The sequence below is a fragment of the Thalassiella azotivora genome (assembly GCF_054781695.1).
Genome location: NZ_BAAGTX010000029.1, coordinates 24888 through 48371 on the forward strand (window position 1 = coordinate 24888; position 23484 = coordinate 48371).

Consider the following 23484-nt stretch of genomic DNA (forward strand, 5'->3'; position numbering starts at 1 on the left):
CCGACCCGTGGGGGAGACTGGACCCGTGAAGCCCGTGCGGATGGTCGCGACCGACCTGGACGGCACGGTCGTGCGCCGCGACGGGACGATCAGCCCGCGGACCGTGGCCGCGTTCGAGGCGTGCCGCCGCGCCGGCGTCCACGTCGTGTTCGTCACCGGACGCCCGCCGCGGTGGATGGCGCCGGTCGTCGAGGCCACCGGGCACCGGGGGACGGCGATCTGCGGCAACGGCGCGATCGTCTACGACCTGGGGGCCGAGCAGGTCGTCCGCTCGCGCACCCTCGCCCCGGACGGGGTGGTCGAGGTCGTCCGCCGCGTGCGGCGCGCGCTGGGGGACGGTGTCGACGTCGCCCTGGAGACGCTCGAGGGCTTCCTGCGCGAACCGGGCTACCAGGTGCGGTGGGACGCGGCGAGCGCCCAGCGGGTCGGGCCGCTGGAGCACCTGCTGGAGCTCGCGCCGTCCGTGGTGAAGGTCCTCGTCCGGCAGGAGCACAGCACGGGCGACGCGATGCTCGCCGCCGTCCGCCCGGCGCTGGACGGCGTGGCGCAGCCGACGCACTCCAACGTCAACGACTGCCTCGTCGAGGTGTCGGCGCTCGGGGTGAGCAAGGCGGCGACGCTCGCCGAGCTGGCCGCCGAGCACGGCATCGACGCGGGTGAGGTCGTCGCGTTCGGCGACATGCCGAACGACCTGGAGATGCTGGGCTGGGCGGGCCGCGGGTACGCCATGTCCGACGGTCACCCGGAGGCGATCGCGGCCGCGCACGACGTCGCCCCGCCGTGCGCCGAGGACGGCGTCGCGCAGGTCGTCGAGGACCTCCTGCGCCGGTTCTGAGCGGGTCGCCGGACCGGCCGGCGGGCGGGTGCGCGGCACCCACCGCGAGGGGGTCGTCATCGCCGGGCGGGTGTCGTAGGGTTCGACGCGCACGCAGTGCGGGAGCTCGGGCGAGGCCGGGCTGAGAGGACGCCGACGGTGGCGTCGACCGCTGGAACCTGACCGGGTAATGCCGGCGTAGGGAGAGCACGTGAACGCGTCGACGACCGTCCGCACCGGGGCGCGGCCCCGGCACGCCCTGGGCACGACCCCGTCGTTGGGCCGCCTGCACGTCGTCACCGACACCCGTCCGGGATGCCCCACCGTCGACGTGGTGCGCGCGGCGCTCGCCGCGGGCGCCCGGGTGGTGCAGGTCCGGCACAAGACGGGCACGGACCGTGAGCTGTACGACCTGACGCTGCGGGTGGCCGGCCTGTGCCTGGACGCGGGGGCGCTGTGCCTCGTGGACGACCGGGCGGACGTCGCCGCCGCCCTGGGGGCGTCCGGTGTGCACGTCGGCGCCCACGACCTGCCCGTGGCGGCGGTCCGTGCGGTCGTGGGCAGCCGAGCCGTCGTCGGGGGGACGGCGCGCGAACCCGACACCGCGCGGCGGCTCGTCGAGGCGGGCGTCGACTACCTGGGTGTCGGTCCGGCGTTCGAGACCACGACGAAGGACGGGCTGCCCGCACCGCTGGGGGCGCCCGGGGTGGCCGCCGTCGCCGCGGCGGTGCCCGTCCCGGTCGTCGCGATCGGCGGGGTGACGGCGCGGCGCGTGCCGGAGCTGCTCGCCGCCGGGGCGCACGGCGTCGCGGTCGTCGGGGCGGTGTCGCAGGCGGCCGACCCCTTCGACGCGACCCGCCGGCTGCTGGCCGCGCTCGGTGAACCCGCGGGTGAACCGGCGGGCGGGCGGCCGTGAGCGCCGCGCCGGACCTGCTGGTCGTCGGCTGCGGGGTCGTGGGCGCGTCCGTGGCGTGGGAGGCGGTGCGCGCCGGGCTGACCGTCACGGTCGTGGACGACGCCCCGGGCGCGGGTGCGACCCACGCGGCGGCGGGGATGCTGGCGCCGACCAGCGAGCTGGTGCCGACCGAGCGGCACCTGCTCGACCCGGGCCGCGACAGCCTGGAGCGCTACCCGGGGTGGCTGGCAGCCCTGGCCGAGGTCACGGGCGAGCCCGTGGCGCTACGGGAGGCCGGTGCCCTGCTGGTGGCCGTGGACCCCGGTGACGTGGCCCTGCTCGACGAGCAGCTCCGCCTGCACACCGCGGCGGGGGTGGGGTCGCAGCGGCTGACGTCGCGGCGCTGCCGCGCGCTGGAGCCTGCCCTGGGCCCGCGGGTCAGCGCGGGTGTCGTCGTCACCGGTGACCGGTCCGTCGACGCCCGGGCCCTGCACGCCGTGCTGCTGGCCGCCTGCCTGACCGCGGGGGTCGAGCACGTCCCCGCCCGCGCGGCCGGTCTGGCGGCCGACGGCGACGGGAGGGTGCGTGGCGTGCGCCTGGCCGACGGGCGCGAGCTCACCGCCGGCACCACCGTGCTGGCCGCGGGTGCGCGCAGCGGTCAGGTGGACGGCGTCCCGCCCGAGGAGGTGCCGGTGCGGCCGGTGAAGGGGCAGGTGCTGCGGCTGCGGGGCCCTCGGGTGCTGCACCGGACGGTGCGCGCCCACGTGCACGGCCGGCCGGTGTACCTCGTCCCCACGGGCGAGGACGGTGTCGTCGTCGGCGCCACGGTCGAGGAGCGCGGGTTCGACACCCGGGTCACCGCGGGCGCGGTGCTGGACCTGCTGCACGACGCGACGCTCGTCGTCCCGGAGCTCACCGAGTACGAGCTCGCCGACGCGACCGCCCGGTCGCGCCCCACCACCCCGGACAACCTGCCGGTCGTCGGCCGCAGCCGCCTGCCCGGCCTGGTGCACGCGACGGGGCACCACCGGCACGGGGTGCTGCTCGCGCCGCTGACCGCGGCGGCGGTGGTCGCCGCCGTCACCGGGCAGGTGGCGCCCGAGGCGTCGCTGCCGTTCTGCCCCAGCCGGTTCCGGCGCCCGTCCCGGCGTCCGGCCGACCAGGAGGTGCACGCGTGAGGGTCACGGTCAACGGGTCCGCCACCGACCTGCCGGACGGGTCGTCCGTCGACGCGGTGGTGCGGCTCCTGCTGCCCGGCAGCGACGGGCGCGGGGTGGCCGTGGCGCGCAACGGCGAGGTGGTGCCGCGACCGCAGTGGGGCTCCACGCCGGTGGGCGCCGACGACGAGGTGGAGGTCGTCACGGCCTTCGCGGGGGGTTGACGTGACCACGACGCAGGACCGCACCGTCCGACCCGACGGCGCAGCACCCGACGGCGCATCACCCGACGCAGCGGCAGCCGCACCGGACGCCGCCCCGGACGCGTGGCGGGTCGGTGCGGCGACGTTGACGTCCCGGCTCCTGCTGGGGACCGGTGGCCTGCCGAGCCTGGACCTGCTGGAGGGGACCGTCCGCGCGTCCGGCACCGAGGTCGTCACCGTGTCGCTGCGCCGGGTCGACCCCGCGGGCACCGCACCGCTGCTGGAGGTCCTGGACCGCTGCGGGGTGCGCCTGCTGCCGAACACCGCCGGCTGCCGGACGGCCCGGGAGGCCGTGACGACGGCCCGGCTGGCGCGTGAGGCGCTGGGCGCCACGTGGGTGAAGCTGGAGGTGGTCGGCGACGACACCACGCTGCTGCCCGACCCGCTGGAGACCCTGGACGCCGCCGAGCAGCTCGTCGCCGACGGCTTCGACGTCCTGGCGTACACCGGCGACGACCCGGTCGTCGGCCGGCGCCTCGCCGACGTCGGCTGCGCGGCCGTGATGCCCCTGGGCGCGCCGATCGGCAGCGGGCTGGGCATCCGCAACCCGCACGCCATCGCGATGCTGCGCGAGCAGGTCGGCGTCCCGGTCGTCCTGGACGCCGGCATCGGCACCGCGTCGGACGCCGCCCTGGCGATGGAGCTCGGGTGCGACGCCGTCCTGCTGGCGACGGCGGTGACCCGGGCGCAGGACCCGGTGCTGATGGCCACGGCGATGCGGGACGCCGTCCGCGCCGGTCGCTCCGCGCTGCTGGCGGGGCGGGTGCCACGGCGCACGCACGCGCTGGCGTCCTCGCCGACGAGCGGGCTGGCGGACCTGTGAGCGCGACGGTCGTTCCTTCCGACGACGACGGTGACCGGCACCTGCCCGGTGGCGCCTGGTCGAGCGTGCCGGTGCCGCCGCTGCTCGTGGTCACGGACCGCAGGGCACACACCCGACCACTCCTGCGGACCGTCACGCAGTCCGTGGAGGCCGGTGCCCGGGCGGTGCTGCTGCGGGAGAAGGACCTGCCGGACGGCGAGCGGCGCGTGCTCGCGGCGTCCCTCGCGCAGGTGCTCGCTCCGGTCGGGGGCTTGCTGGTCGTCGGTGGGGCGGTCACCGCACCCGGCGCCACTGGTTGCCACCTCGCAGCGGATGACCCGGTCCCGCGGAACCGACCGCGAGTGCTGGGCCGGTCCTGCCACGACGAGGGTGAGGTGCGGCGGGCCGTGGAGGAGCGCGTCGACTACGTGACGGCGTCCCCGGTGGCCGCCTCGTCGTCCAAACCCGGGTACGGGCCCCCGCTCGGGGAGGACGGGCTGCGTGCGCTGGTCGACGCGGCGGAGGGGGTGCCGGTGCTGGCGCTCGGTGGGGTGACGGTGACGGACGCGGCCCGGTGGGTGGCCGCTGGTGCGGCGGGGGTCGCGGTGATGGGTGCGGTGATGGGTGCGGACGACCCGGGCCGGGTGGTCCGGGCGCTGCTGCGTGAGCTGGACGAGGTGGCACCGTGAACGGGTCGGTGGCGAGGTCGGGGAGCGGGTCGACGACGAGGGCGGCAGGCGCGCCGGAGCCGCCGGTCGCGATGAGCATCGCCGGGTCGGACTCCGGCGGCGGGGCGGGCATCCAGGCGGACCTGCGCGCGTTCGCCGCCGCGGGGGTGCTGGGGACGACGGCGCTGACGGCCGTGACCGCGCAGAACACCCTCGGGGTGGACGGCGTGCACGTGGTCCCGGTGGACGTCGTCGTGCAGCAGGTCGAGTCGGTGCTCGCGGACCTGCCGGTCGCGGCGGTGAAGACCGGGATGCTGGCCACCGCCGAGGTCGTCGAGGCGGTCGCGGACCTGGCCGCCCGGGGGCGGTTGCCGCACCTGGTGGTCGACCCGGTGATGGTGGCGACGTCCGGTGACCGGTTGCTGGAGCGGCGGGCCGAGTCGCTCTACCGCACGGGGCTCCTGCCGCACGCGGACCTGGTCACGCCGAACCTGCACGAGGCCGCCGTCCTGCTCGGCGTGGACGTCGGTGACGTCACCGACGTCGCGGACGCCGCCCGCGAGCTGGGCCGGCTCGGCGGTGGCGCGGTCGTCGTGACCGGCGGCCACCCGGCGGGCCGTGACGGGGGGCTGGCGGCGCTGCGGGCCGTGGACGTGCTGTGGGACGGGCGGTCGGTGCACCTGCTCGACGGCCCGCGGGTGCCGACCCGCAACGACCACGGGACGGGGTGCACGTTCAGCGCGTCGGTCGCGGCGTGGCTGGCCCGCGGGGCGCCGCTGCTGGAGGCGGTGGTCCGGGCCCGCACGTACCTGCACGCGGCGGTGACGTCGGCGGCCGGGTGGCGGCTGGGTGCGGGGCACGGCCCGGTCGACCACCTCGTCACGGTCACCGCGGCGCACCGTGACGAGGTGGTCGTCACCTCACCGGCCGGCGTCTGAGCGCAGCGCCGGGGTCGGCAGCCCGACGGCTGCCGTGGCGCCCGTCGTGGCGTCGGTGCGGTCGCCGTCGCCGCGCGCCTCGGCGTGCTGGGCCCGCAGGTCGCGGGAGATCCGCATGGAGCAGAAGTGCGGCCCGCACATGGAGCAGAAGTGCGCGGACTTCGCCGGCTCGGCGGGCAGCGTCTCGTCGTGGTACTCCTGTGCGGTCACCGGGTCGAGCGACAGGTTGAACTGGTCGGTCCAGCGGAAGTCGAACCGCGCGTCGGACAGGGCGTCGTCCCACGCCTGCGCTCCGGGGTGACCCTTGGCGAGGTCCGCGGCGTGCGCGGCGATCTTGTAGGCGATGACGCCGGCCTTGACGTCGTCCCGGTTCGGCAGGCCGAGGTGCTCCTTCGGCGTGACGTAGCAGAGCATCGCCGTCCCGTGCCAGGCGATCATCGCGGCGCCGATCGCCGAGGTGATGTGGTCGTAGGCGGGTGCGACGTCCGTGGTGAGCGGGCCGAGCGTGTAGAACGGCGCGCCGTCGCACAGGTCCTGCTGCAGGTCGACGTTCTCCTTGACCAGGTGCATGGGCACGTGGCCGGGGCCCTCGACCATCACCTGGACGTCGTGCTCGCGGGCGACGCGGGTCAGCTCGCCGAGGGTGCGCAGCTCGGAGAGCTGGGCGTCGTCGTTGGCGTCGGCGATGGACCCGGGCCGCAGGCCGTCGCCGAGGGAGAACGTCACGTCGTAGGCGCGCAGGATCTCGCACAGCTCGGCGAACCGCGTGTAGAGGAAGCTCTCCTGCCCGTGCGCGAGCATCCACGCGGCCATGATCGAGCCGCCGCGGGACACGATCCCGGTGCGGCGCCGGGCGGTCAGCGGCACGTACGCCTGCAGGACGCCGGCGTGCACCGTCATGTAGTCGACGCCCTGCTCGCACTGCTCGACCACGGTGTCGCGGTACACCTCCCAGGACAGCTCCTCGGCCTTGCCGCCGACCTTCTCGAGCGCCTGGTAGATCGGGACGGTGCCGACGGGCACGGGGCTGTTGCGGATGACCCACTCGCGGGTGGTGTGGATGTCCTTGCCGGTGGACAGGTCCATCACGGTGTCGGCGCCCCAGCGGGTGGCCCACACCATCTTCTCGACCTCCTCCTCGATGGAGGAGGTGACGGCGGAGTTGCCGATGTTGGCGTTGACCTTCACGAGGAACTCGCGGCCGATGACCATCGGCTCGGACTCGGGGTGGTTGACGTTCGCGGGGATCACGGCGCGGCCGCGGGCGACCTGGTCGCGCACGTGCTCGGGGCTGCAGCCCTCGCGGACGGCGACGAACTCCATCTCCGCGGTGACCTCGCCCCGGCGGGCGTACGCGAGCTGCGTGACGGCGCCGGACCCGTTGCCGCGCAGCAGGTCCCGACCGTCGGTCTGGCCGGTCACCTCGACGTCGCCCCGGTCGCGGACCCACGTCGCGCGCAGCGCCGGCAGGCCGGTGCGCGCGTTCGGGGACGCGTTCGGGTCGGTCCACGGGCCGCTGGTGTCGTACAGGACGACGCTGTCGCCGGTGGTGAGGACGACCTCGCGGGCGGGGACCCGCAGGTCGGGCCGGGCGCTGCCCGGAGGCGGTGCGAGGTAGGTCTTGTGGCTGCCGACGGGACGCGGTACGTCCGTGCCGTCGGTGCCGGGGGTGGTGAGCAGGTCCTGGGTACGCGCAGCCGTCATCGACGGTCCCTCCCTACGCCGGAATGATCCGGATCAGGTTCGAGCGGTCGCCGGCCGTCACAGCCGACCTCTCAGCCCGGTCGTCCGGGCTCCCGCGGTGACGCGCACCACCCTAGTCAGACCGGACGGGTGGCCGAAACCCCCTGCGCCGCGGACGGTTCGTCAGCGCCTGGTGTCGAGCCCGTGGCGACCTGCCGCAGTGACAGCATGGGGCGCATGGACCTCGACGAGCTGTCGCAGCGCTTGGAGCGGCAGGGGTGCGTGGTGCCCGACTGGGGTGTGACGCCCGCCGTGTTCCCCGGCTGCGCCGCCGCCCACCAGCTCGTCCGCCAGTGGTGGCGGGCGATCACTCCTCTGGAGCACCGCCTGTGGGTCGCCTGGTACGCGGGCATCAGACCGGTGGGTCCGGCCGTGCTGTACGACGACTTCCTGGCTGAGGCGAGCGAGCTGTACGACCGCCTGACGTCGTCGGGCGTCGGGCGGTCGTACGGGGACCCGGTGGCGCTGGGCTTCGGCACCTTCCTCCCGCAGCTCGTGGAACGTCGTCCGCGACCGGAGCACTGGGCCGCGGTGCGACCGTGGTTGGAGGACGAGGGGCTGAGCAGCGCTCACCATCCCGAGGACCTGCGGGCATTCTGGGTCACGGTCGCCGCCAGGTCCGGGGCACCGGAAGCCCCACCAGTCATCGCCGAGCTGCTGGTGAGCACGCCGGCGCTCCGGTGGGTCGCCCTGGAGGGACTGGGGCTGTCGCGGTCGCGCGAGCACCGGGCATTGGTGCAGGCGTACGCCCACGACCCCGACGCGGATATCCGCCGAGTCGCCAAGGCCGCGATCCGTCGCCTGACGAGTTGAACGCTCTCCTCGCGAAGCTGGCCTCCGGGTCCGCCATCGGAGGTCGCCTCGCGCGCGCAACCGGGTACTGCCGTGACGAAATGGTCGGTGGCGACGGCCTCGGCTGGGACGATGCGGGCCGAGCGCTAGGCGCGGTCACGTGCGCACCCCGACAGGTGCTGTCCGAGGAGGCTCTGCCGTGGATGAGGTCACCGTCACGGAGGTGGTGCTGCTGGAGGTGCCGTGCTGGGCTCTTGCCGCTGTCGGCGCTGGGGTCGCTGTGGCCGCGCGACGACGCTCGCGTGCGAAGCGCAGGGAACCGTGACCGTCCGCCGACAGGGCACCGCCCGATGACGCGAATCCCCGCTGAGTCCGGCGCCTCCCCCATCCCGGCGCTGCTGTCGGACCAGCCCTGCGGCGGCTGGTGATGCAGGTCGCCCGGCCCTACCTGCTGTGGCGGCTCCTCGCCCCGGCCGTCTACGGGGCGCTCATGGTGCCGATCGTGGGTCTGGCCGTTGCGCCGGCGTACTGGGAGGCCCCCTCGAGTCGTGAGGACCTGGCGGGCGCGTACGCCGCCGTCGTCTTCTTCGGAGCGGTGTTCTCGGCGATCACCGTCGCCCTGTGGCGGGCGAAGCTCACGTGGGACGACGACGGCGTCGGCGTCAGGAACCTGGGTGGGTGGCGTCGCTGGACGTGGCACGACGTCGCGGACGTCGAGGCCACGTACTTCGGCATCTCCATCCGGCTGGTCGGCGGGTGGACGGCGCTGGCCATCGCCGTACAGAAAGCGAACGCGGCGATCGGGGTCGAGACGCGAGCCGACCGGGTCGTTGCGGCCATGCTCGAAAAGCGTGACGCGGCTCTTCGGCGGTCCCGCGCGAAGGGGACTGAGGTGACCCGGTCCAGGGGCGTCCCGCCCACCGGTGGTGACCTGTGAGGTACGTCGAGCTGCGGCTCATCGGCCGGTTGATGCCCGTGGTCCGGGACGTCGTCGAGGAGGAGATCGTCGACCCGACGCGGGACGGGGTCATCGCCCTGAACTACGGCGCGGCGGCCCTGCGCGGTGCAGTGGGGGGCATGTCTGGCATCGTCCTCGCCGTCCTCCTCCTGCTGGACTGGCTCTTCCTGCTGGACTCCTGGGGCACGCCCCTCGACGAGATCGCCATCGCCATCCAGGGCGGGTGCGCGTTGGGTGTCTTCTGGTGCCTCGTCCGGGTCCTCGGCGCTGAGGTGACGCCGACGAGCCGGTGGGCACTCCCGCGCGACCTCGACCTGGTGTGGCAGGCAGCCGGTGCGATCGGCTTGTTCTGGTTGCTGGTGACACGATGGACATGACGCGGTGGTCGTCGCTCCACGTTGTCGCGGTCGTGTTCTCGGCAAGCGTTGTGGTGTGGCCGGGGAAGCCGGCCGGCTCCAGGATCACGGCGGGGATCGTGGTCCTGCTGTTCGCTGCAGACGCGTTGCAGCAGTGGGCCAGGCGGCGTCGGGAAGCCCCCGGCCTCGATGACGGGAAGGACCTCACGTGAAGGCGATGTACCGCGTGGCAGCGAGGAGGAGACGCCGCTTCCCGTCCTGCGACGAGCCGGTGGTCACGTCCGAGTCGGTGCCCCGCCGGAACCGGATGCCCGGTGAACCGTAGGCCGCCCAGAGCCGCAAGGACCGGGAGGGAAGATGAGCCACCTGTGGGCGGGACTCAGGCCGGGGCAGGGTGTCGTGCTCGACACGCGCCTGCGTCGGCAGGGCTTCAACGACGCTCCGGACTCGGCCTTCGTCATGCTGCGGATATCCGTCGGCGAGAGGATCTACGAGCCGCCGATCACTACGGGGTTCACGCGCACCCGGTTCAGGCGCCTGCCGGTGGGTGAGCACCGCCTCGAGGTGCGCCAGTACTGGGTGGACGTCGACGTGCCGGGCGGTCTGCAGGAGCTCGGCTGAGCCTGGACCGATGTCAGCGTCGAGGAGGGACGGTGGACGCGGGTGCGGTGCGTCGGCACCAACCCCAGGCGCCCCGGCACCCTGTTGAACCCGGTAACGGCCCTCGTCGTGCGCTGAGCAAGGTCAGCGGGTGGACGCCGACGGTCAGCCGACCGCCACGCCGAACAGCCACCCCACCGCGTAGGTGACGCCGAGCCCGAGCGCCCCACCGACGACGACCCGCAGGACGGCGCGGCCGACGGGCGCCTCGCCGAGGCGGGCGCTGACCGCTCCGGTGAGGGCGAGGGCGGACAGGACGGCGACGAACGCGACGGGGACCCGGGCGGAGGGTGCGGGCAGCAGGATCGCGAGCAGCGGCAGCAGGCCGCCGAGGGTGAACGCGGCGGCGGACGCCCAGGCGGCGTGCCACGCGTTGGCCAGCTCGTCGGGGTCCAGCCCGAGGCGGGCCTCCGCGTGCGCGGTGACCGGGTCGGCCTCGGTGAGCTCGACGGCGACGCGGTGGGCGGTCTCGTTGCTCAGGCCCTTCGCGCGGTAGGCGGCCGCCAGGTGCTCGACCTCGCTGCGGTGGTCGGCGCCCAGCGCGCGGCGCAGCCGGCCGAGCTGGGTGCGCTGCGCGTCGCGCTGGCTGTTGACGGAGACGTACTCGCCGAGGGCCATCGACACGGCGCCGGCGAGCAGTGCGGCCACACCCGCCGTCAGCAGCGGGCCGCTGGCCGTGGTGGCGCCCGCGACCGCGACGACGACGCCGGCGACGGACACGATGCCGTCGTTGGCGCCGAGGACGGCGGCGCGCAGCCAGTTGAGCCGCGAGGCGGTCGCGGTGGTGGAGGTGAGCGGGTCGGTGGCCGGCCGCTCCTCACGGGGCGCCGTCCCGGCCGGCTGCGGCGGCACCGTGGCGGTGGTGCGGCGGCGGCTCGGAGCCAGGGTGCCCAGGAGGTCAGCGGTGCTCATGCACCCATGGAAGCACCTTTTCTGGAATGTATCAAGAAAGGAGAGGCAACCCTTACCGACGCGAAACCGGCTGCGTCGCAACGCGATCCGGGCCCGTCAGGTGAGGGCAGCCTCACCTGACGGGCCCGGACGGGCGGAGTCGTCAGTCCCGTCGGCGCCCGGCGTCCGCGTGCTGCTCCGCCTCGACGGCGTCCAGCCGGATCTGCCGGGCCTGCTCGCGGTCCTTCTCCTCCTTCTCGGCCTTCTTCTCCAGGTTGCGGGTGTCCCGCGGCGGCAGCTGGAGCTCGTCCTCGGCCTCCAGGCCCGCCTGCAGCTCGCGGCCGCGCTCCATCTCGGAGTCGAACTCGGCGCCGAACAGCAGGGCCAGGTTCGTGATCCACAGCCACAGCAGGAAGACGATGACGCCCGCGAGCGCCCCGTACGTGGCGTTGTAGTTGCCGAAGTTGGCGATGTAGACGGCGAAGAGCGCAGACGCGACCGCCCACACCACCAGGGCGACCACGGCGCCCGGGCTCACCCACCGGAACTTCGGCTGCTTGATGTTCGGCGTCGCCCAGTACAGCAGCGCGATGACCACGACGACCGCGAGGACCATCACCGGCCACTTCGCCCACTGCCACACCGTCACGGCGGCGGAGGACAGGCCGACGGCACTGCCCACCGACTCCGCCAGCGGCCCGCTGAGGACCAGGGACAGCGCCACCGCGGCCACCAGCACCAGCGCGACGAGCGTCACCAGGATCATCAGCGGCCGCAGCTTCCAGATCGGCCGCCCCTCGCCGATCTCGTAGATCCGGTTCATCGCCCGGCTGAACGCGTTGACGTAGTTGGACGCCGACCACAGCGCGACCGCGAGACCGGTGACCAGCCCGAAGCCCGCGGCCTGCGAGGAGGCCAGCTCCTCCAGCGGGCCGGAGATGGTCTCCGCCACGTCACCCGGCGCCAGGTCCCGCACGATGCCCAGCACGAAGTCCGTCGTCCGGTCGGCCTGGCCGACCACCCCGAGCAGCGACACCAGCGCGATCACCGCCGGGAACATCGACAGCACCGCGTAGTAGGTCAGCGCTGCGGCCAGGTCGGTGCACTGGTCGTCGACGAACTCCTTGCCGGCCCGCTTGAGCGCGAACTTCCAGGTCGGCTTGCGCAGGTCCTTCGGCGTGTCCGGCTTCCCGTCGTCCTCCGGGTCCGGCGCCTGCTCCCGGCGGGCGTCGGACCGCTGCTGCGCGCCACCGACCCCTGCCTCGTCGCTGCCGTCGCGGTCACCCGCCGTCGCGGTCGCGCCGCGGCGCCCGCGGTCGCCGTCGGACGGCGAGTGCGGGCGGTCGTCCGCCTCGCGCTCCCCGTCGTCGTCCTTGCTCCTGCTGAAGATGCCCACTGGTCCGACTCCTCCCGACCCGGCCCGATCCCGGTCACCGTCGAGTCTCGCCCCGCTGCCCGGACCTCGCCCGTCGGCGCCGGGACCCGCGCGCGCGAGCACGGATACCCGACATCCCGGAGCGGACGACGCACCCAGACGGGTGCACCCGGCCCCCGTCCCTGTCGACGGCGCCCCTGACTGCCGACAAGGTCCACGTGAGCCCCGACGCGACGCGTGCCCCCAGCCTCGACGGGCTCCCCGTCGTCCGCTCGGTGTACCAGCCGATCGTCGACCTCGACGACCGTGTGGTCGTCGGGTACGAGGCGCTCGCCCGCGGGGCGGCCGGGACGCCGATGGAGTCGCCCGCCGCCCTGTTCGGGTGGGCCGCCGAGCAGGGCCGCCTCGAGGACCTCGACTGGGCGTGCCGCCTCGCCGCCGGGCGCGGGGTCATCGACGCGGGCGTCACCCCCGGCACCCGCCTGTTCATCAACGTCGAACCCGCCGCCCTGTCGATGCGGCCGCCCGCCGGCGTCACCGAGGTCGTCCGCGGCCTCCAACGGGCCCAGGTCCCCGTCGTGCTGGAGATCACCGAGCGCGCGCTGACCGCGGACCCCGCCGCGCTGCTGCGCTTCGCCGAGCGCGTCCGCGACCTCGGCTGGTGGATCGCCGTGGACGACGTCGGCGCCGTCCCCGCGTCCCTGGCGATGATGCCGTTCCTCGCCCCCGAGGTCGTCAAGCTCGACCTGCGGCTCATCCAGGCCCGCACCACCGTCGACGTCGCCCAGATCGTCAACGCCGTCAACGCCCAGGCCGCCCGCACCGGCGCGCTCGTCCTCGCCGAGGGCATCGAGACCGCCGAGCACGAGGAGCTCGCCCGCGCCATGGGCGCCCACCTCGCCCAGGGGTGGCTCTACGGGCGCCCCGCCGACCTGCCCTCACCGCCGAGCGTCGTCGTCCCCCGCCCCACCGCTCCGGTCGTCACCGTCGCCACCACCGGACCCGACGGTCCCGGGGCCCGGGGGGCCGCACCCCGACCGCAGCGCCCCACCGTCCCGTGGGACCTCGTCGCCGGCACCCCCGCCGTCCGTCGCGCCCGCAAGCCGCTGCTCGGCGCGATGAGCCTTCACCTCGAACGCCAGGCGCTCACCGGCGACGGCCCGACCGTCGTCGTCGGCGGCTTCCAGCGCGCCCGGTACTTCACGCCCAGCACCGCCCGCCGCTACGCCGAGCTCGCGATGGCCAGCACCCTCGTCGCCGTCCTCGGCGTCGACATGGACGACGAACCCGCACCCGGCGTCCGCGGGCAGGCCCTCGCCGAGGACGACCCGTTCGTGCACGAGTGGACCGTCGCCGTCGTCAGCCCCCACTTCGCCGGCGCCCTCATCGCCCGCGACTGCGGCGACGACACCGCCGAGGCCGACCGCCGCTTCGACTACGTCGTCACCTACGACCGGGACGTCGTCCTGCGCGCCGCGTCCCTCGTCCTGCGCCGGCTGTCCGGCGGTGCCCTGCCCACGGCGCACCGCAGCGGCGGCCCGAGCCGCTGGGACCTGATGAGCCACGCCGTCGCCGCCACCACCAACGGCATCACCATCGCCGACGCGCAGGCGCCCGACCTGCCGCTCGTCTACGTCAACGCCGCCTTCGAGCGGCTCACCGGGTACGCCGCGCACGAGATCCTCGGCCGCAACTGCCGGTTCCTGCAGAACGAGGACACCGACCCCGACGCCGTCCGGCGCCTGCGCGAGCTCGTCACCAGCGGCCAGCCCGGCGCCGTCACCCTGCTCAACGAGCGACCCGACGGCAGCACCTGGTGGAACGAGGTGCACCTGTCCCCGGTCACCGACGCCGCCGGCGTCCTCACCCACGTCATCGGCATCCAGCACGACGTCACGTCCCGGGTCGTCGCCGAACGGGACGCCGAGCGCTACGCCCGCACGGACGACCTCACCGGCCTGACCAACCGCACCACCGGCCTGTCCGTCATCGGCGACGCCCTGCGGCACGTCGCCACCGTCCCCGGGCGGGGCCGGGTCGCCGTCCTGTTCTGCGACCTCGACGACTTCCGGACCGTCAACGAGGAGCACGGCCACCAGGTCGGCGACCAGCTGCTGCGCTCCGTCGCCGCCGGGCTCGCCGGCGCCGTCCGGCCCCACGACACCGTGTTCCGCCACGGCGGCGACGAGTTCGTCGTCGTCGCCACCGTCACCGGGGACGCCGAGAGCGCCACCGAGACGCTCGCCGAGCGGCTGCACCGCGCGGTCGAGGCCGCCGTCCGCCCCCACCCGGTGACCGTCAGCATCGGCGTCGCGCTGGCCGTCGACGGGTGCACCCCCGAGGAGCTCGTCCGGGAGGCCGACCACGCCATGGAGCGGGCGAAGCAGCGCCGTGGCGGCACCGAGTGGACCCCGCGGGCCGGCGACCCCGCGACCGCCCCGCGGGGCTAGGGTTCGCAGCATGGACGAGCCCGTGACGGTCCCCACGGCAGGCACGACGTACCTGCTCGTGGACGGCGAGAACATCGACGCCACCCTCGGCTCCTCCGTGCTCGGACGCCGGCCCAACCCCGACGAGCGGCCGCGCTGGGAGCGGGTGCGGACCTTCGCCGCCGAGGTGTGGGATCAGCCCGTCAAGGCCCTGTTCTTCCTCAACGCCTCGTCCGGGCACCTGCCCATGGCGTTCGTGCAGGCGCTCATCGCCCTGGACTACACGCCGATCCCGCTGGCCGGGTCCTCCGACGAGAAGGTCGTCGACATCGGCATCCAGCGCACGATGGACGCGCTGCAGCACCGCGCGGGTGACGTCCTCCTCGCCAGCCACGACGGCGACTTCCTGCCCCAGGTCACCCGCCTGCTCGGCGGCGACCGCCGCGTCGGGATGCTGGGGTTCCGCGAGTTCTTCAACTCCGGGTTCACCGCGATGACCGCGCAGGGGCTGCGGATGTTCGACCTCGAGGACGAGGTCGGCGCGTTCACCAGCACCCTGCCGCGCGTCCGCGTCATCCCGATCGCCGACTTCGACCCGATGCGCTACCTCTGACGGCAGCGGCTGTGGAGAGTCCCGACCACGTCGCGGGGCCCGTCGCTACGTTGACCCGGTGACGACCTTGCCCACCTGGGCCCTCTTCGCGGTGGGCCTCGCAACACCGCTCCTGGCCTTCGCTGGCAGCCTCGTGGGTCACCTGCTGCTGCGCTAAGGCGCCCGGGAACTCGACGTCTGGCGTCGCCGTGAGGAGACCATGCGGATGCTCAGGTGGGCGTCGGAGCAGGCCGCCTCGTCCGATGACGCCACGTCGAGGCTGGGGGTCGCGGCGCTCGCGGCGCTGAGCGGCTCGGACCTTCTGCAGGAGCCCGACCAGGACCTGGTCGACGCGGTCCTCGACTCGCTGCTCGAGGAGCCGACCGATGAGATCAACCGCGCGGGGCTCGACGTGGACGTCGTCGAGACCGACACTGGGAGTGGCGGCTGGGCCGTCCCTGGCGGGGTCCTGGGTGGAGAGAGGAACTGACGTGTCGAAGACGGTGAACGTCACGCCGGCGCAGGTGAACGCCGCGAAGTTGAAGGTCCGGCGCTTCACCAAGGCCGGCCGACCCGTACCCGCGAGCGTCTTGAAGATCGCGAACGCCAGGCGGGTCGAGGCAGAGGAGAAGGGCTTGCTGTCGATGCCCGACGGCACCGCTGCCGACGACTGACCGTCGCGTCACCCGTCCGCCTCCCCGACGACGTGGGCGGCGCGGTCGGCCGCCCGTCGCGCCGCCCGCGCCGCCTCGTCGGCGCGGGCCACGTCACCGGACCGCGCCGCCACGCTCGCCATCGCCGCGGCCTCCGCCGCCTGCGCGACGTGCGTCGCCGCGGAGCTGACCGCCCGGTGGACCGCGGCCCAGTGCCCGCCCGGGACGTCCGTCGTCGCGCTGGGTGCCGACTCCTGCGCGCGCAGGCACAGCGCCTGGACGTCGTCCAGCAGGGTCGCGAGGGCCGCGCCGGTGTTCTCCAGGTCGTCCCGCACCGCCCCGGGCGGGACCCGCTCCATCATCTGGTGGAACCGGTCGACGGCCCGGTCGAACCGGTCCCGGGCACGCCGCCACACCCCCTCACCGAGGGGGTCGGGGCCCTGCTGCCAGGGCCAGCGCACGCGCGGCCGCCCTACCCGGGTCCGTCCGGCGGCGCGTCAGAGGTACTGGCCGGTGGGGTGGACCGGCGGCTCCGGGCCGTCCTGCTGCCCGGGTGCGCCCGGCCGCCCCGGCTGACCGGGCTGACCCTGCGTCGCTCCCGGTGGCAACCCCCGCCGCATCGACTGAAGCTGCGCCTGCGCCGCCATCTGCTGGGCGAACAGCGCCGTCTGGATGCCGTGGAACAACCCCTCCAGCCAGCCCACGAGCTGGGCCTGCGCGATCCGCAGCTCCGCGTCGGACGGCGCGTCGCCCTCGGTGAACGGCAGCGTGATCCGCTCCAGCTCCTCCACGAGCTCCGGCGCCAGGCCCTGCTCCAGCTCGCTCAGCGAGCGCCGGTGCACCTCCGCCAGCCGCGCCCGGCCCGCCTCGTCGAGCGGCGCGTTGCGCACCTCCTCGAGCAGCTGCTTGATCATGCTGCCGATCCGCATCACCTTCGCGGGCTGCTCGACCATCTCGGCCGGGTGCGGGCGGTCGTCGTCCCCGCCGGCCACGCCCATCCCCTGGGGGCTGACCACCACCACCGTCTGGTCTGCGCCGGCCTGGGAGGCGCGGGCCTCACCGTCGTGGGCGGGGGACCCACCGGGTCCGGGACCGCCGGTCTGCTCGTCGTCGGGAAGCTGCATGTCACCCATCCTGCCCTCCGCCCCGGGACGCCGCAGACGCACCTCTGGGAGAATCGGCCGGTGCACCACGACGAGAAGGAACCCCAGCCGTCTTCGTCCGCCACCGACACGCAGCACCCGGCAGCCGCCGCACCGCAGGTCACGTCGCCCGTGCCCGTACCCCCCGGGTGGGTGGTGTCACGTCCCGGGGAGGCCGACGTCCCCGACCTCGTGGACCTGCTGCGCCGGCACGAGCTCGCCGCCCGCGGGGGCAGCGGCGCGTCGACCGACGTCGTCCACGCCGACGTCGTCGGCGACGGCGCCGAGATGCGCGAGCACGTGCTCGTGCGCGACCCCGACGGCCGGGCGCGCGCCTGGGGCGCCGTCCAGGACCGGGCCGCCGGTCGGGTGATGGCCGACGTCACCGTCGACCCCGACCTGGACGACGCCGTCGCCGACGCGCTCGGCGGCGCCCTGTACGAGTGGGCCGAGCAGGTCGCCGTCCGGATCGGCCGCGAGCGCGGCCTCGACACCACGCAGCTCGACTGCGGGGCCTTCGCCTCCGACCCCCGCCAGCAGCGCTGGCTCGAGGACGCGGGACTGGTCCAGGTGCGGTCCTGGTGGCAGATGAAGCGGCCGGTCGACCCCTCCGAGGCCGAGCCCGGCGCCTTCCCGCCGCTCGCCGACGGCGTGGTCATCCGCCGCGTCGCCCGCGGCGCCGACGGGATGCCGCAGGAGGACGACCTGAGGGCCGTCCACGACGTCCTCGAGGGCGCGTTCGCCGACCACTTCAACTCCAAGCCCGAGACGTTCGACGAGTTCCTCACCCGGCTGCGCGCCGACGCCGGCCACCGCTGGGACCACTGGTGGCTCGCCGAGGTCACCGACGAGCGGGGCGACCTCGAACCCGCCGGCGCGCTCGTCGCGACCGTCAGCCGCGGGGAGGACGGCGAGCCCGACAGCAGCTACGTCTCCTACATCGGGGTGCTGCAGAACGCCCGGGGGCGCGGCGTCGCCAAGGCGCTGCTGCACACCGTCATCGCCGACGCCGCCCGCCGCGGCCGCAAGGCCGTGGGCCTGGAGGTCGACGCCGACTCCCCGACGGGCGCGGACCGCCTCTACACCGGCCTGGGCTGGGTCACGTACACGACGACGCAGTCGTGGCACACCGACCTGGCGGTCCAGGAGGAGTACCCGCAGGCGGGCTGACCCGGCGGGCGCCTGGGGTCAGTCCCGGACGGTGAGCAGCACCTTGCCGACGTGCCGGGACGACTCCAGGTGCTCGTGCGCGGCGACGACGTCGTCCAGCCGGTAGCGGCTGTCCACGACGGGCCGCACCCGGCCCGACTCGACCAGCGGCCAGACGTGCTCGCGGACGGCGGCGACGATCGCGGCCTTCTCCGGCGCGGGCCGGGCCCGCAGGGTCGTGCCGATCACCGCGGCGCGCTTGCCCATGAGCGCGGCGATGTCGAGCTCGGCCCTGCGGCCGCCCTGCATGCCGATGATCACCAGCCGGCCGTTCGGCGCGAGCACGTCGACGTTCCGGGCCAGGTACTTGGCGCCCATGTTGTCCAGGACGACGTCGGCGCCGCGGCCGCCGGTGGCGGCCCGCACCTCCTCGACGAAGTCCTGCTCGCGGTAGTCGACGAGGACGTCGGCGCCCAGCGCCGCGCACCGCTGCAGCTTCTCGGCCGACCCGGCCGTCACCGCGACCCGGGCGCCGAACGCCGTGGCGAGCTGGGTCGCCATCGTCCCGATGCCGCTGGACCCGCCGTGCACGAGCAGCAGCTCGCCCTCGCGCAGGTTCGCCGTCATGAACACGTTCGACCACACCGTGCACACGACCTCCGGCAGGCCCGCTGCGTCCACCAGGTCGACCCCCGCCGGGGCGGGCAGCAGCTGCCCGGCCGGGACGGCGACCCGCTCGGCGTACCCGCCGCCGGTGAGCAGCGCGCACACCTCGTCGCCGACCGACCAGCCCTCGACGCCCTCGCCCACCTCCGCGACCCGGCCCGAGCACTCCAGCCCCGGGTACGGGGACGTACCCGGGGGCGGGTCGTAGAAGCCGCGGCGCTGCATGACGTCGGCGCGGTTCACGGCCGTCGCGACGACGTCCACGACGACCTCGCCCGGCCCGGCGGTCACGTCGTCCACGTCGGACACGGTCAGGACGTCGGGGTCCCCGGGCTCACGGATCGTCACGGCGCGCATGGCCGCGAGCCTACGAGGCGGGCGTGGCCCCGTCGCGGTGGGCGGGCACCGCGACGGGCGGGTCAGGACTCGTTGTTGCGGCGTGCGGCGCGCCGGCCCAGGACGGTCACGGCCCGCAGCGTCCGGGAGCCGAGGGACCGGTCGGCGTCCCTGCCCTCGACCGTCCCCGGCGGCTCCCCGGGCACCTGGGCGTCGACCGTCCCGCCCCGGCCCGCCTGCGGCGCGGACGGCAGCAGCCGCCCCATCAGCTCCATCAGCGCCGTCGTCGTCGCCGGCGCCAGCCCGTGCAGGCGCATCGCCACGTGCGTCATCGGCGTGAGCACGACCTCGCGGCGGCCCGCCAGGACGCCGTCCACGATGCGCCGTGCAGCGCGCTCGGCGTCCATCGACACCAGCGGGAGGGAGGCGCCGAGCGCGAACCAGGCGTACTCCTTCTCCTGGGCGCCGGTGAAGTGCGCGCGCAGGTGCGACCCGGTGCGCATCAGCCCCGGCACGACGGTCGTCACCTTCACGCCGGTGCCCGCCAGCTCCCCGCGCAGGCCCTCGCTGTACCCGACGGCGGCGAACTTCGCGGTCGAGTACGGCAGCAGGTGCGGCACGCTGACCCGGCCGCCGATCGAGGTGATGGTCGCGATCCGCCCGCTGCCCCGCCGCCGCATCCCCGGCAGCACCGCCTGGGACAGGTGCACGGGCCCCCACAGCATGGTGTCCACCGCCCGGGCGAAGTGCTCGCGCGTCATCGACGCCACCGGCCCGACCTGGATGATCCCGGCGACCGCCACCAGCACGTCCACCCGCCCGAACCGGCGCTCCACGGCCCGGACGAACCCGTCGACGGCATCGGGGTCCGTGACGTCGCACGGGACCGACAGGACGTCGGCCCCGCGACCCGCGATCTCGGCCCGGGCCCGTTCGAGGGTCACCGGGTCGCGGGAGCAGATGGCCAGCCGGTACCCGCGGTCCGCCAGCTCCCGGGCGATGAGCAGCCCCAGCCCCCGGGAGGCACCGGCGACCACCGCGACCGGGGGTTGGCCCCCGGCCGCGCCCTGTCGCGACCGCCCCGACTGCCCCGCCTGCGCGCCCCGTCGTCCCATCCCGTCACGGTAGGCACGCCGCAGCGCGTCGGCCCGTCGGCGGGCCGCCCACGGTGCCGACCGGGGAGGCGCCGGTCAGCGCGGGACGTCGTCCGCGGCCAGCGCGCGCTCCAGGGCGGCCGGGTCGTCGACGTCCAGCACCCCCCGACCGGTCACCGGCACCTCGACCACGTCCAGGCCGTCCAGCAGCCGCCGCGCGGGTGCGCCGGGGGCCGCGGTGCACTCGGCGAGCAGGGCACCGCGGACGGCGACCAGCAGGTGCTGGCGGAACCCGGCGCCGTCCACGGCGACCGCGGCGTCCGCCGGCGGGTGGGCGACCGGCGCCAGCGCCGCCAGCAGGGCCGGGACCGCCTCCGCGGCGAACGGCGCGTCACCGGGCAGCAGCACCACCACGTCGGCCGGCGGGGCGCACCGCGCGCCGGCGACGGCGGCCGCCGCCGGTCCGGCCCCCACCGGGTCCTCCCGGGTGAACCGCGCCCCGGAGGGCAGGTCGGGCCGGGCCGGGCCCACCACGACCACCGGGGCGAGCGGCGGGGGGTCGACCGCCAGGACCCCGTCCAGCGCCACCCGCAGCAGCGACCGCCCCCCGAACGGGGCAGCCAGCTTGTCCGCGCCGAAACGCCGGGACCGGCCGCCGGCCAGCACCACCGCCGCCCAGCGCGCCGTCCCGACCGCCTGACCCGGGTACCTCACGACGACCAGTCTGCCCGCCGGGGCGCGCCCGTACGACGCGCCGGGTGAGCGGCGCAAGCCGACGCGCCCGTGCGCGGGCACTCCGAACGGGTGAAACCGGCCCCGTGACGGCCGCAGGTCGTCAATGCCCCGCCGGGCCCGGCCGAAGCAGTACGGACTGGTACCCCGTGTCCGGGGTGCCTGGGGTCCGTACGGACACCGGCTACGAGTGGAAGGTCGCCATGCGCAATCTCGGTGCACGGATGCTGCGCAAGCTGGGCATCAGGGGGAAGATCCTCGTCGTCCTGACGCTGCCCGTGCTGGTCATGGTGCTGATGGCGGGGTTCATCGCCAACAGCGCCGTGCAGGACGCCACTCGCGCTCGCCAGGTCGAGCAGATGACCGACATCTCCCCGGGGGTGCGCGAGCTCGTCAAGGGCCTGCAGGCCGAGCGCACGCTGACCGTGGCCGTCCTCGCCGGTGACGAGTCGCAGCGCCCGGTGCTCGAGGAGGTCCGCGCGAAGATCAGCGCGGGGATGTCCCAGGTCCGTGGCGGCTCGAGCTCGCTGAACCTGGACACGTTGGACGTGGCCGCCCGCGACGCCATCCTCGCCGCCGTCGCCGCGCACGACAGCATCGACAACATCCGTCGCCAGGTCGACGGCGGCGTGCTCACGCCGACCTCCGCGTCCGAGGCGTACTCCGAGGTCATCGCCGCCGACGTGTACCTCGGCGACGCGATCGCCAACCTCACCGAGGACCGCGACGTCGCGATCCAGAACCGCTCGTACGCGCAGATCCAGCGGCTCAGCGAGGCCATCGCCCTCGAGTCCGACCTCGGCCTGGCCGGCGTCTCCGCCGGTGGCTACACCCCGGACATGCGCGACCGGCACGCCGCCCTCATCGCTGCGCAGACCGCGCTGCGCGACGCCGTGGCGCCGCAGCTGGCGACCCAGGACGTCCGGCTGCCCGCGACCGCCTACCCGCTGCAGCTCGCCCGCCAGCGCACCGTCGAGGACGCCGACGGCATCATCGACAACATCGACGTGGCGCAGTGGCGCGCCGCGACCGACGCCGAGCAGGCACAGCTCGACAGCGTCCTGAACACGGTCAACGAGATGACCAACTCCGAGGCCGGCTCGATCGCGTCCGACGCGACGACCCGGGCCTGGCAGGTCGCGATCGGCGCGCTGCTCGCCGTCCTCCTGCCCGTCCTGCTCGCCCTCTACATCGCCCGCGGCATCACTCGGCCGCTGCGCGGCCTGACCCGCGCCGCCGGCGAGATCCGCAGCGCGCTTCCGGAGATGGTCGAGCGGATGCAGACCCCGGGCGAGGGCCCGGGCCTGGAGCTGCCCGAGATCCCCGTGCAGTCCGAGGACGAGGTCGGCCGCCTGGCCGCCGCGTTCAACGACGTCAACCGGACGACGGTCTCCGTCGCCCAGGAGCAGGCCGCGCTGCGCGGCTCGATCGCCGCGATGTTCGTCAACGTCGCCCGCCGCGACCAGGTCCTGCTGTCCCGCCAGCTGTCCTTCATCGACCAGCTCGAGCGCTCCGAGGAGAACCCGGCGACGCTGGAGAACCTCTTCAAGCTCGACCACCTCGCCACCCGGATGCGCCGCAACGCCGAGTCGCTGCTCGTCCTGGCGGGCATCGACACCGGTCGCCGCCTGCGCCGCCCGATGCCGCTGTCCGACGTGATCCGCACGGCGTCCTCGGAGATCGAGAACTACGAGCGCGTCGACCTGGCGCTGCGCGTGGACCCGCCGATGGTCGGCCACATGGCCCTGTCGACCGCGCACCTGCTCGCCGAGCTGCTGGAGAACGCGACCCGCTTCTCCGACCCCGACACCCGTGTCGTGGTCAGCACCGGCAGCACCGACCGCGGGGTCGTCGTCACCGTCACCGACGACGGCCTGGGGATGTCCCCGGAGGAGATCTCGCAGGCCAACACCCGCATCTCCGACCCGCCCGCCAGCGAGGTCGTCGGCGCCCAGCGCCTCGGCTTCTTCGTCGTCGGCCGCCTGGCCCGCAAGCTCGACGCCAAGGTCACGCTCAAGGCCGGCCGCAGCCGCGGCACGGTCATCACGATCGAGCTGCCCCCGGCCCTGTTCGTCGCCGGCACCGTGCTCGAGGGTCCCGCCGACGCCCCGGCGGTCGAGAGCGGCGACAGCCCGCAGATCTCCCTGCCCGACACCGCCGCGGCCCGCGCCGGCTCCCCGGCGACCCCGCCCGCCCCCACCGCGCCGGAGGCGCCGAAGGCACCCGCCGACGACAGCGCCGCCCCCGTGACCGACGGCGGGCTCCCCCGCCGCGGTGGTGGCACACGCGTACTCGCCGTACCACCGGGTGCGCGAGGGCACCCGGTACCCGGCGGTGATGTTCCAGGTGTTCGACGGGGACAGCCGCGTCGACCCCCTG

The 23484-nt window shown here is 75.0% G+C and carries 24 protein-coding genes, 1 pseudogene and 1 riboswitch; of the genes and pseudogenes, 17 read left to right on the forward strand and 8 right to left on the reverse strand.

Annotation, left to right across the window (positions count from 1 at the left end):
• Window positions 1-25: 25 nt before the first annotated feature.
• The 7 genes from ACYVQV_RS17005 (at window position 26) to thiD (ending at window position 5537) form a co-directional block, all read left to right on the forward strand.
• Window positions 26-835 carry an HAD family hydrolase gene (locus tag ACYVQV_RS17005; RefSeq protein WP_461024508.1) on the forward strand — a complete coding sequence of 270 codons (810 nt, stop codon included), beginning with the start codon at window positions 26-28 and terminating at the stop codon, window positions 833-835.
• 238 nt (window positions 836-1073) lie between these two features.
• The gene (gene thiE / locus ACYVQV_RS17010) at window positions 1074-1730 is read left to right on the forward strand and encodes a thiamine phosphate synthase (RefSeq protein ID WP_461024530.1); all 657 of its coding nucleotides are present in this window, start codon (window positions 1074-1076) and stop codon (window positions 1728-1730) included.
• On the forward strand, window positions 1727-2887 hold the full coding sequence (gene thiO / locus ACYVQV_RS17015; RefSeq protein WP_461024509.1) for a glycine oxidase ThiO: 1161 nt from the start codon (window positions 1727-1729) through the stop codon (window positions 2885-2887). Before thiE ends, thiO begins: the two co-directional genes overlap by 4 nt.
• Window positions 2884-3090, forward strand: coding sequence for a sulfur carrier protein ThiS (thiS, locus tag ACYVQV_RS17020; RefSeq protein WP_461024510.1), 207 nt, complete (start codon window positions 2884-2886; stop codon window positions 3088-3090). Before thiO ends, thiS begins: the two co-directional genes overlap by 4 nt.
• Before the next feature lies 1 nt (window position 3091).
• Window positions 3092-3952 carry a thiazole synthase gene (locus ACYVQV_RS17025; protein ID WP_461024511.1) on the forward strand — a complete coding sequence of 287 codons (861 nt, stop codon included), beginning with the start codon at window positions 3092-3094 and terminating at the stop codon, window positions 3950-3952.
• A gap of 65 nt (window positions 3953-4017) precedes the next feature.
• On the forward strand, window positions 4018-4620 hold the full coding sequence (locus ACYVQV_RS17030; protein ID WP_461024531.1) for a thiamine phosphate synthase: 603 nt from the start codon (window positions 4018-4020) through the stop codon (window positions 4618-4620).
• On the forward strand, window positions 4617-5537 hold the full coding sequence (gene thiD / locus ACYVQV_RS17035) for a bifunctional hydroxymethylpyrimidine kinase/phosphomethylpyrimidine kinase (RefSeq protein WP_461024512.1): 921 nt from the start codon (window positions 4617-4619) through the stop codon (window positions 5535-5537). The genes ACYVQV_RS17030 and thiD overlap by 4 nt, the downstream gene beginning before the upstream one ends.
• On the opposite strand, the gene thiC is transcribed toward thiD, so the two are convergent.
• The gene (thiC, locus tag ACYVQV_RS17040; RefSeq protein ID WP_461024513.1) at window positions 5520-7241 is read right to left on the reverse strand and encodes a phosphomethylpyrimidine synthase ThiC; all 1722 of its coding nucleotides are present in this window, start codon (window positions 7239-7241) and stop codon (window positions 5520-5522) included. The two genes, thiD and thiC, sit on opposite strands and share 18 nt — an antisense overlap.
• Window positions 7235-7347: riboswitch (TPP riboswitch) on the reverse strand. It overlaps the preceding gene by 7 nt.
• A gap of 110 nt (window positions 7348-7457) precedes the next feature.
• Here thiC and ACYVQV_RS17045 point away from each other — a divergent pair.
• The 4 genes from ACYVQV_RS17045 to ACYVQV_RS17060 all read left to right on the forward strand — a co-directional run bounded on the left by ACYVQV_RS17045 (window position 7458) and on the right by ACYVQV_RS17060 (window position 10007).
• Window positions 7458-8093 (forward strand): HEAT repeat domain-containing protein, encoded by a 636-nt coding sequence (locus tag ACYVQV_RS17045; protein ID WP_461024514.1) that lies wholly within the window; start codon window positions 7458-7460, stop codon window positions 8091-8093.
• Between the two features lie 406 nt (window positions 8094-8499).
• Window positions 8500-9009, forward strand: coding sequence for a hypothetical protein (locus ACYVQV_RS17050; protein ID WP_461024515.1), 510 nt, complete (start codon window positions 8500-8502; stop codon window positions 9007-9009).
• A complete protein-coding gene (locus ACYVQV_RS17055) occupies window positions 9006-9407 on the forward strand; it encodes a hypothetical protein (protein WP_461024516.1) in 402 nt (133 codons plus the stop codon). The genes ACYVQV_RS17050 and ACYVQV_RS17055 overlap by 4 nt, the downstream gene beginning before the upstream one ends.
• Before the next feature lie 336 nt (window positions 9408-9743).
• Window positions 9744-10007 carry a hypothetical protein gene (locus ACYVQV_RS17060; RefSeq protein ID WP_461024517.1) on the forward strand — a complete coding sequence of 88 codons (264 nt, stop codon included), beginning with the start codon at window positions 9744-9746 and terminating at the stop codon, window positions 10005-10007.
• Between the two features lie 144 nt (window positions 10008-10151).
• On the opposite strand, the gene ACYVQV_RS17065 is transcribed toward ACYVQV_RS17060, so the two are convergent.
• Together ACYVQV_RS17065 and ACYVQV_RS17070 are read right to left on the reverse strand one after the other, a co-directional pair.
• Complete coding sequence (locus ACYVQV_RS17065; protein ID WP_461024518.1) at window positions 10152-10958, reverse strand: VIT1/CCC1 transporter family protein; 807 nt, start codon at window positions 10956-10958, stop codon at window positions 10152-10154.
• 142 nt (window positions 10959-11100) lie between these two features.
• A complete protein-coding gene (locus tag ACYVQV_RS17070; RefSeq protein ID WP_461024519.1) occupies window positions 11101-12333 on the reverse strand; it encodes a YihY/virulence factor BrkB family protein in 1233 nt (410 codons plus the stop codon).
• A gap of 197 nt (window positions 12334-12530) precedes the next feature.
• Here ACYVQV_RS17070 and ACYVQV_RS17075 point away from each other — a divergent pair, with 197 nt between their 5' ends.
• From ACYVQV_RS17075 to ACYVQV_RS17090, 4 genes are all read left to right on the forward strand, one after another.
• Window positions 12531-14762, forward strand: coding sequence for a diguanylate cyclase domain-containing protein (locus ACYVQV_RS17075; protein WP_461024520.1), 2232 nt, complete (start codon window positions 12531-12533; stop codon window positions 14760-14762).
• 10 nt (window positions 14763-14772) lie between these two features.
• Complete coding sequence (locus ACYVQV_RS17080) at window positions 14773-15354, forward strand: NYN domain-containing protein (protein WP_461024521.1); 582 nt, start codon at window positions 14773-14775, stop codon at window positions 15352-15354.
• A 205-nt stretch (window positions 15355-15559) separates the two neighbouring features.
• Entirely contained in the window at window positions 15560-15823 is a 264-nt protein-coding gene (locus tag ACYVQV_RS17085) for a hypothetical protein (protein ID WP_461024522.1), read from the forward strand.
• 1 nt (window position 15824) lies between these two features.
• Entirely contained in the window at window positions 15825-16007 is a 183-nt protein-coding gene (locus ACYVQV_RS17090; RefSeq protein WP_461024523.1) for a hypothetical protein, read from the forward strand.
• An 8-nt stretch (window positions 16008-16015) separates the two neighbouring features.
• On the opposite strand, the gene ACYVQV_RS17095 is transcribed toward ACYVQV_RS17090, so the two are convergent.
• Window positions 16016-16447 carry a UBA domain-containing protein gene (locus ACYVQV_RS17095; RefSeq protein ID WP_461024524.1) on the reverse strand — a complete coding sequence of 144 codons (432 nt, stop codon included), beginning with the start codon at window positions 16445-16447 and terminating at the stop codon, window positions 16016-16018.
• A gap of 36 nt (window positions 16448-16483) precedes the next feature.
• Entirely contained in the window at window positions 16484-17110 is a 627-nt protein-coding gene (locus ACYVQV_RS17100) for a bacterial proteasome activator family protein (RefSeq protein WP_461024525.1), read from the reverse strand.
• 60 nt (window positions 17111-17170) lie between these two features.
• Here ACYVQV_RS17100 and ACYVQV_RS17105 point away from each other — a divergent pair, with 60 nt between their 5' ends.
• Window positions 17171-18298, forward strand: coding sequence for a GNAT family N-acetyltransferase (locus ACYVQV_RS17105; RefSeq protein ID WP_461024526.1), 1128 nt, complete (start codon window positions 17171-17173; stop codon window positions 18296-18298).
• Between the two features lie 18 nt (window positions 18299-18316).
• On the opposite strand, the gene ACYVQV_RS17110 is transcribed toward ACYVQV_RS17105, so the two are convergent.
• The 3 genes from ACYVQV_RS17110 to ACYVQV_RS17120 form a co-directional block, all read right to left on the reverse strand.
• The gene (locus ACYVQV_RS17110; RefSeq protein ID WP_461024527.1) at window positions 18317-19300 is read right to left on the reverse strand and encodes an NAD(P)H-quinone oxidoreductase; all 984 of its coding nucleotides are present in this window, start codon (window positions 19298-19300) and stop codon (window positions 18317-18319) included.
• Between the two features lie 62 nt (window positions 19301-19362).
• Window positions 19363-20394 carry an SDR family NAD(P)-dependent oxidoreductase gene (locus ACYVQV_RS17115; protein WP_461024528.1) on the reverse strand — a complete coding sequence of 344 codons (1032 nt, stop codon included), beginning with the start codon at window positions 20392-20394 and terminating at the stop codon, window positions 19363-19365.
• A 75-nt stretch (window positions 20395-20469) separates the two neighbouring features.
• Window positions 20470-21087 carry an NTP transferase domain-containing protein gene (locus tag ACYVQV_RS17120; protein ID WP_461024529.1) on the reverse strand — a complete coding sequence of 206 codons (618 nt, stop codon included), beginning with the start codon at window positions 21085-21087 and terminating at the stop codon, window positions 20470-20472.
• Between the two features lie 377 nt (window positions 21088-21464).
• Between ACYVQV_RS17120 and ACYVQV_RS17125 the strand changes: the two are divergent.
• A pseudogene (locus ACYVQV_RS17125) lies at window positions 21465-23108 on the forward strand (sensor histidine kinase); the annotation flags it as partial.
• Window positions 23109-23484 lie beyond the last annotated feature (376 nt).

What these genes read in the sequence shown, in the direction of transcription:
- ACYVQV_RS17045 (WP_461024514.1), top strand. Translation starts at nt 7,458, where the DNA reads ATGGACCTCGACGAGCTGTCGCAGCGCTTGGAGCGGCAGGGGTGCGTG.
- ACYVQV_RS17110 (WP_461024527.1), bottom strand. Translation starts at nt 19,300, where the DNA reads ATGCGCGCCGTGACGATCCGTGAGCCCGGGGACCCCGACGTCCTGACC.
- ACYVQV_RS17060 (WP_461024517.1), top strand. Translation starts at nt 9,744, where the DNA reads ATGAGCCACCTGTGGGCGGGACTCAGGCCGGGGCAGGGTGTCGTGCTC.
- ACYVQV_RS17100 (WP_461024525.1), bottom strand. Translation starts at nt 17,110, where the DNA reads ATGCAGCTTCCCGACGACGAGCAGACCGGCGGTCCCGGACCCGGTGGG.
- ACYVQV_RS17115 (WP_461024528.1), bottom strand. Translation starts at nt 20,394, where the DNA reads ATGGGACGACGGGGCGCGCAGGCGGGGCAGTCGGGGCGGTCGCGACAG.
- ACYVQV_RS17065 (WP_461024518.1), bottom strand. Translation starts at nt 10,958, where the DNA reads ATGAGCACCGCTGACCTCCTGGGCACCCTGGCTCCGAGCCGCCGCCGC.
- thiC (WP_461024513.1), bottom strand. Translation starts at nt 7,241, where the DNA reads ATGACGGCTGCGCGTACCCAGGACCTGCTCACCACCCCCGGCACCGAC.
- ACYVQV_RS17085 (WP_461024522.1), top strand. Translation starts at nt 15,560, where the DNA reads ATGCTCAGGTGGGCGTCGGAGCAGGCCGCCTCGTCCGATGACGCCACG.
- ACYVQV_RS17080 (WP_461024521.1), top strand. Translation starts at nt 14,773, where the DNA reads ATGGACGAGCCCGTGACGGTCCCCACGGCAGGCACGACGTACCTGCTC.
- ACYVQV_RS17050 (WP_461024515.1), top strand. Translation starts at nt 8,500, where the DNA reads ATGCAGGTCGCCCGGCCCTACCTGCTGTGGCGGCTCCTCGCCCCGGCC.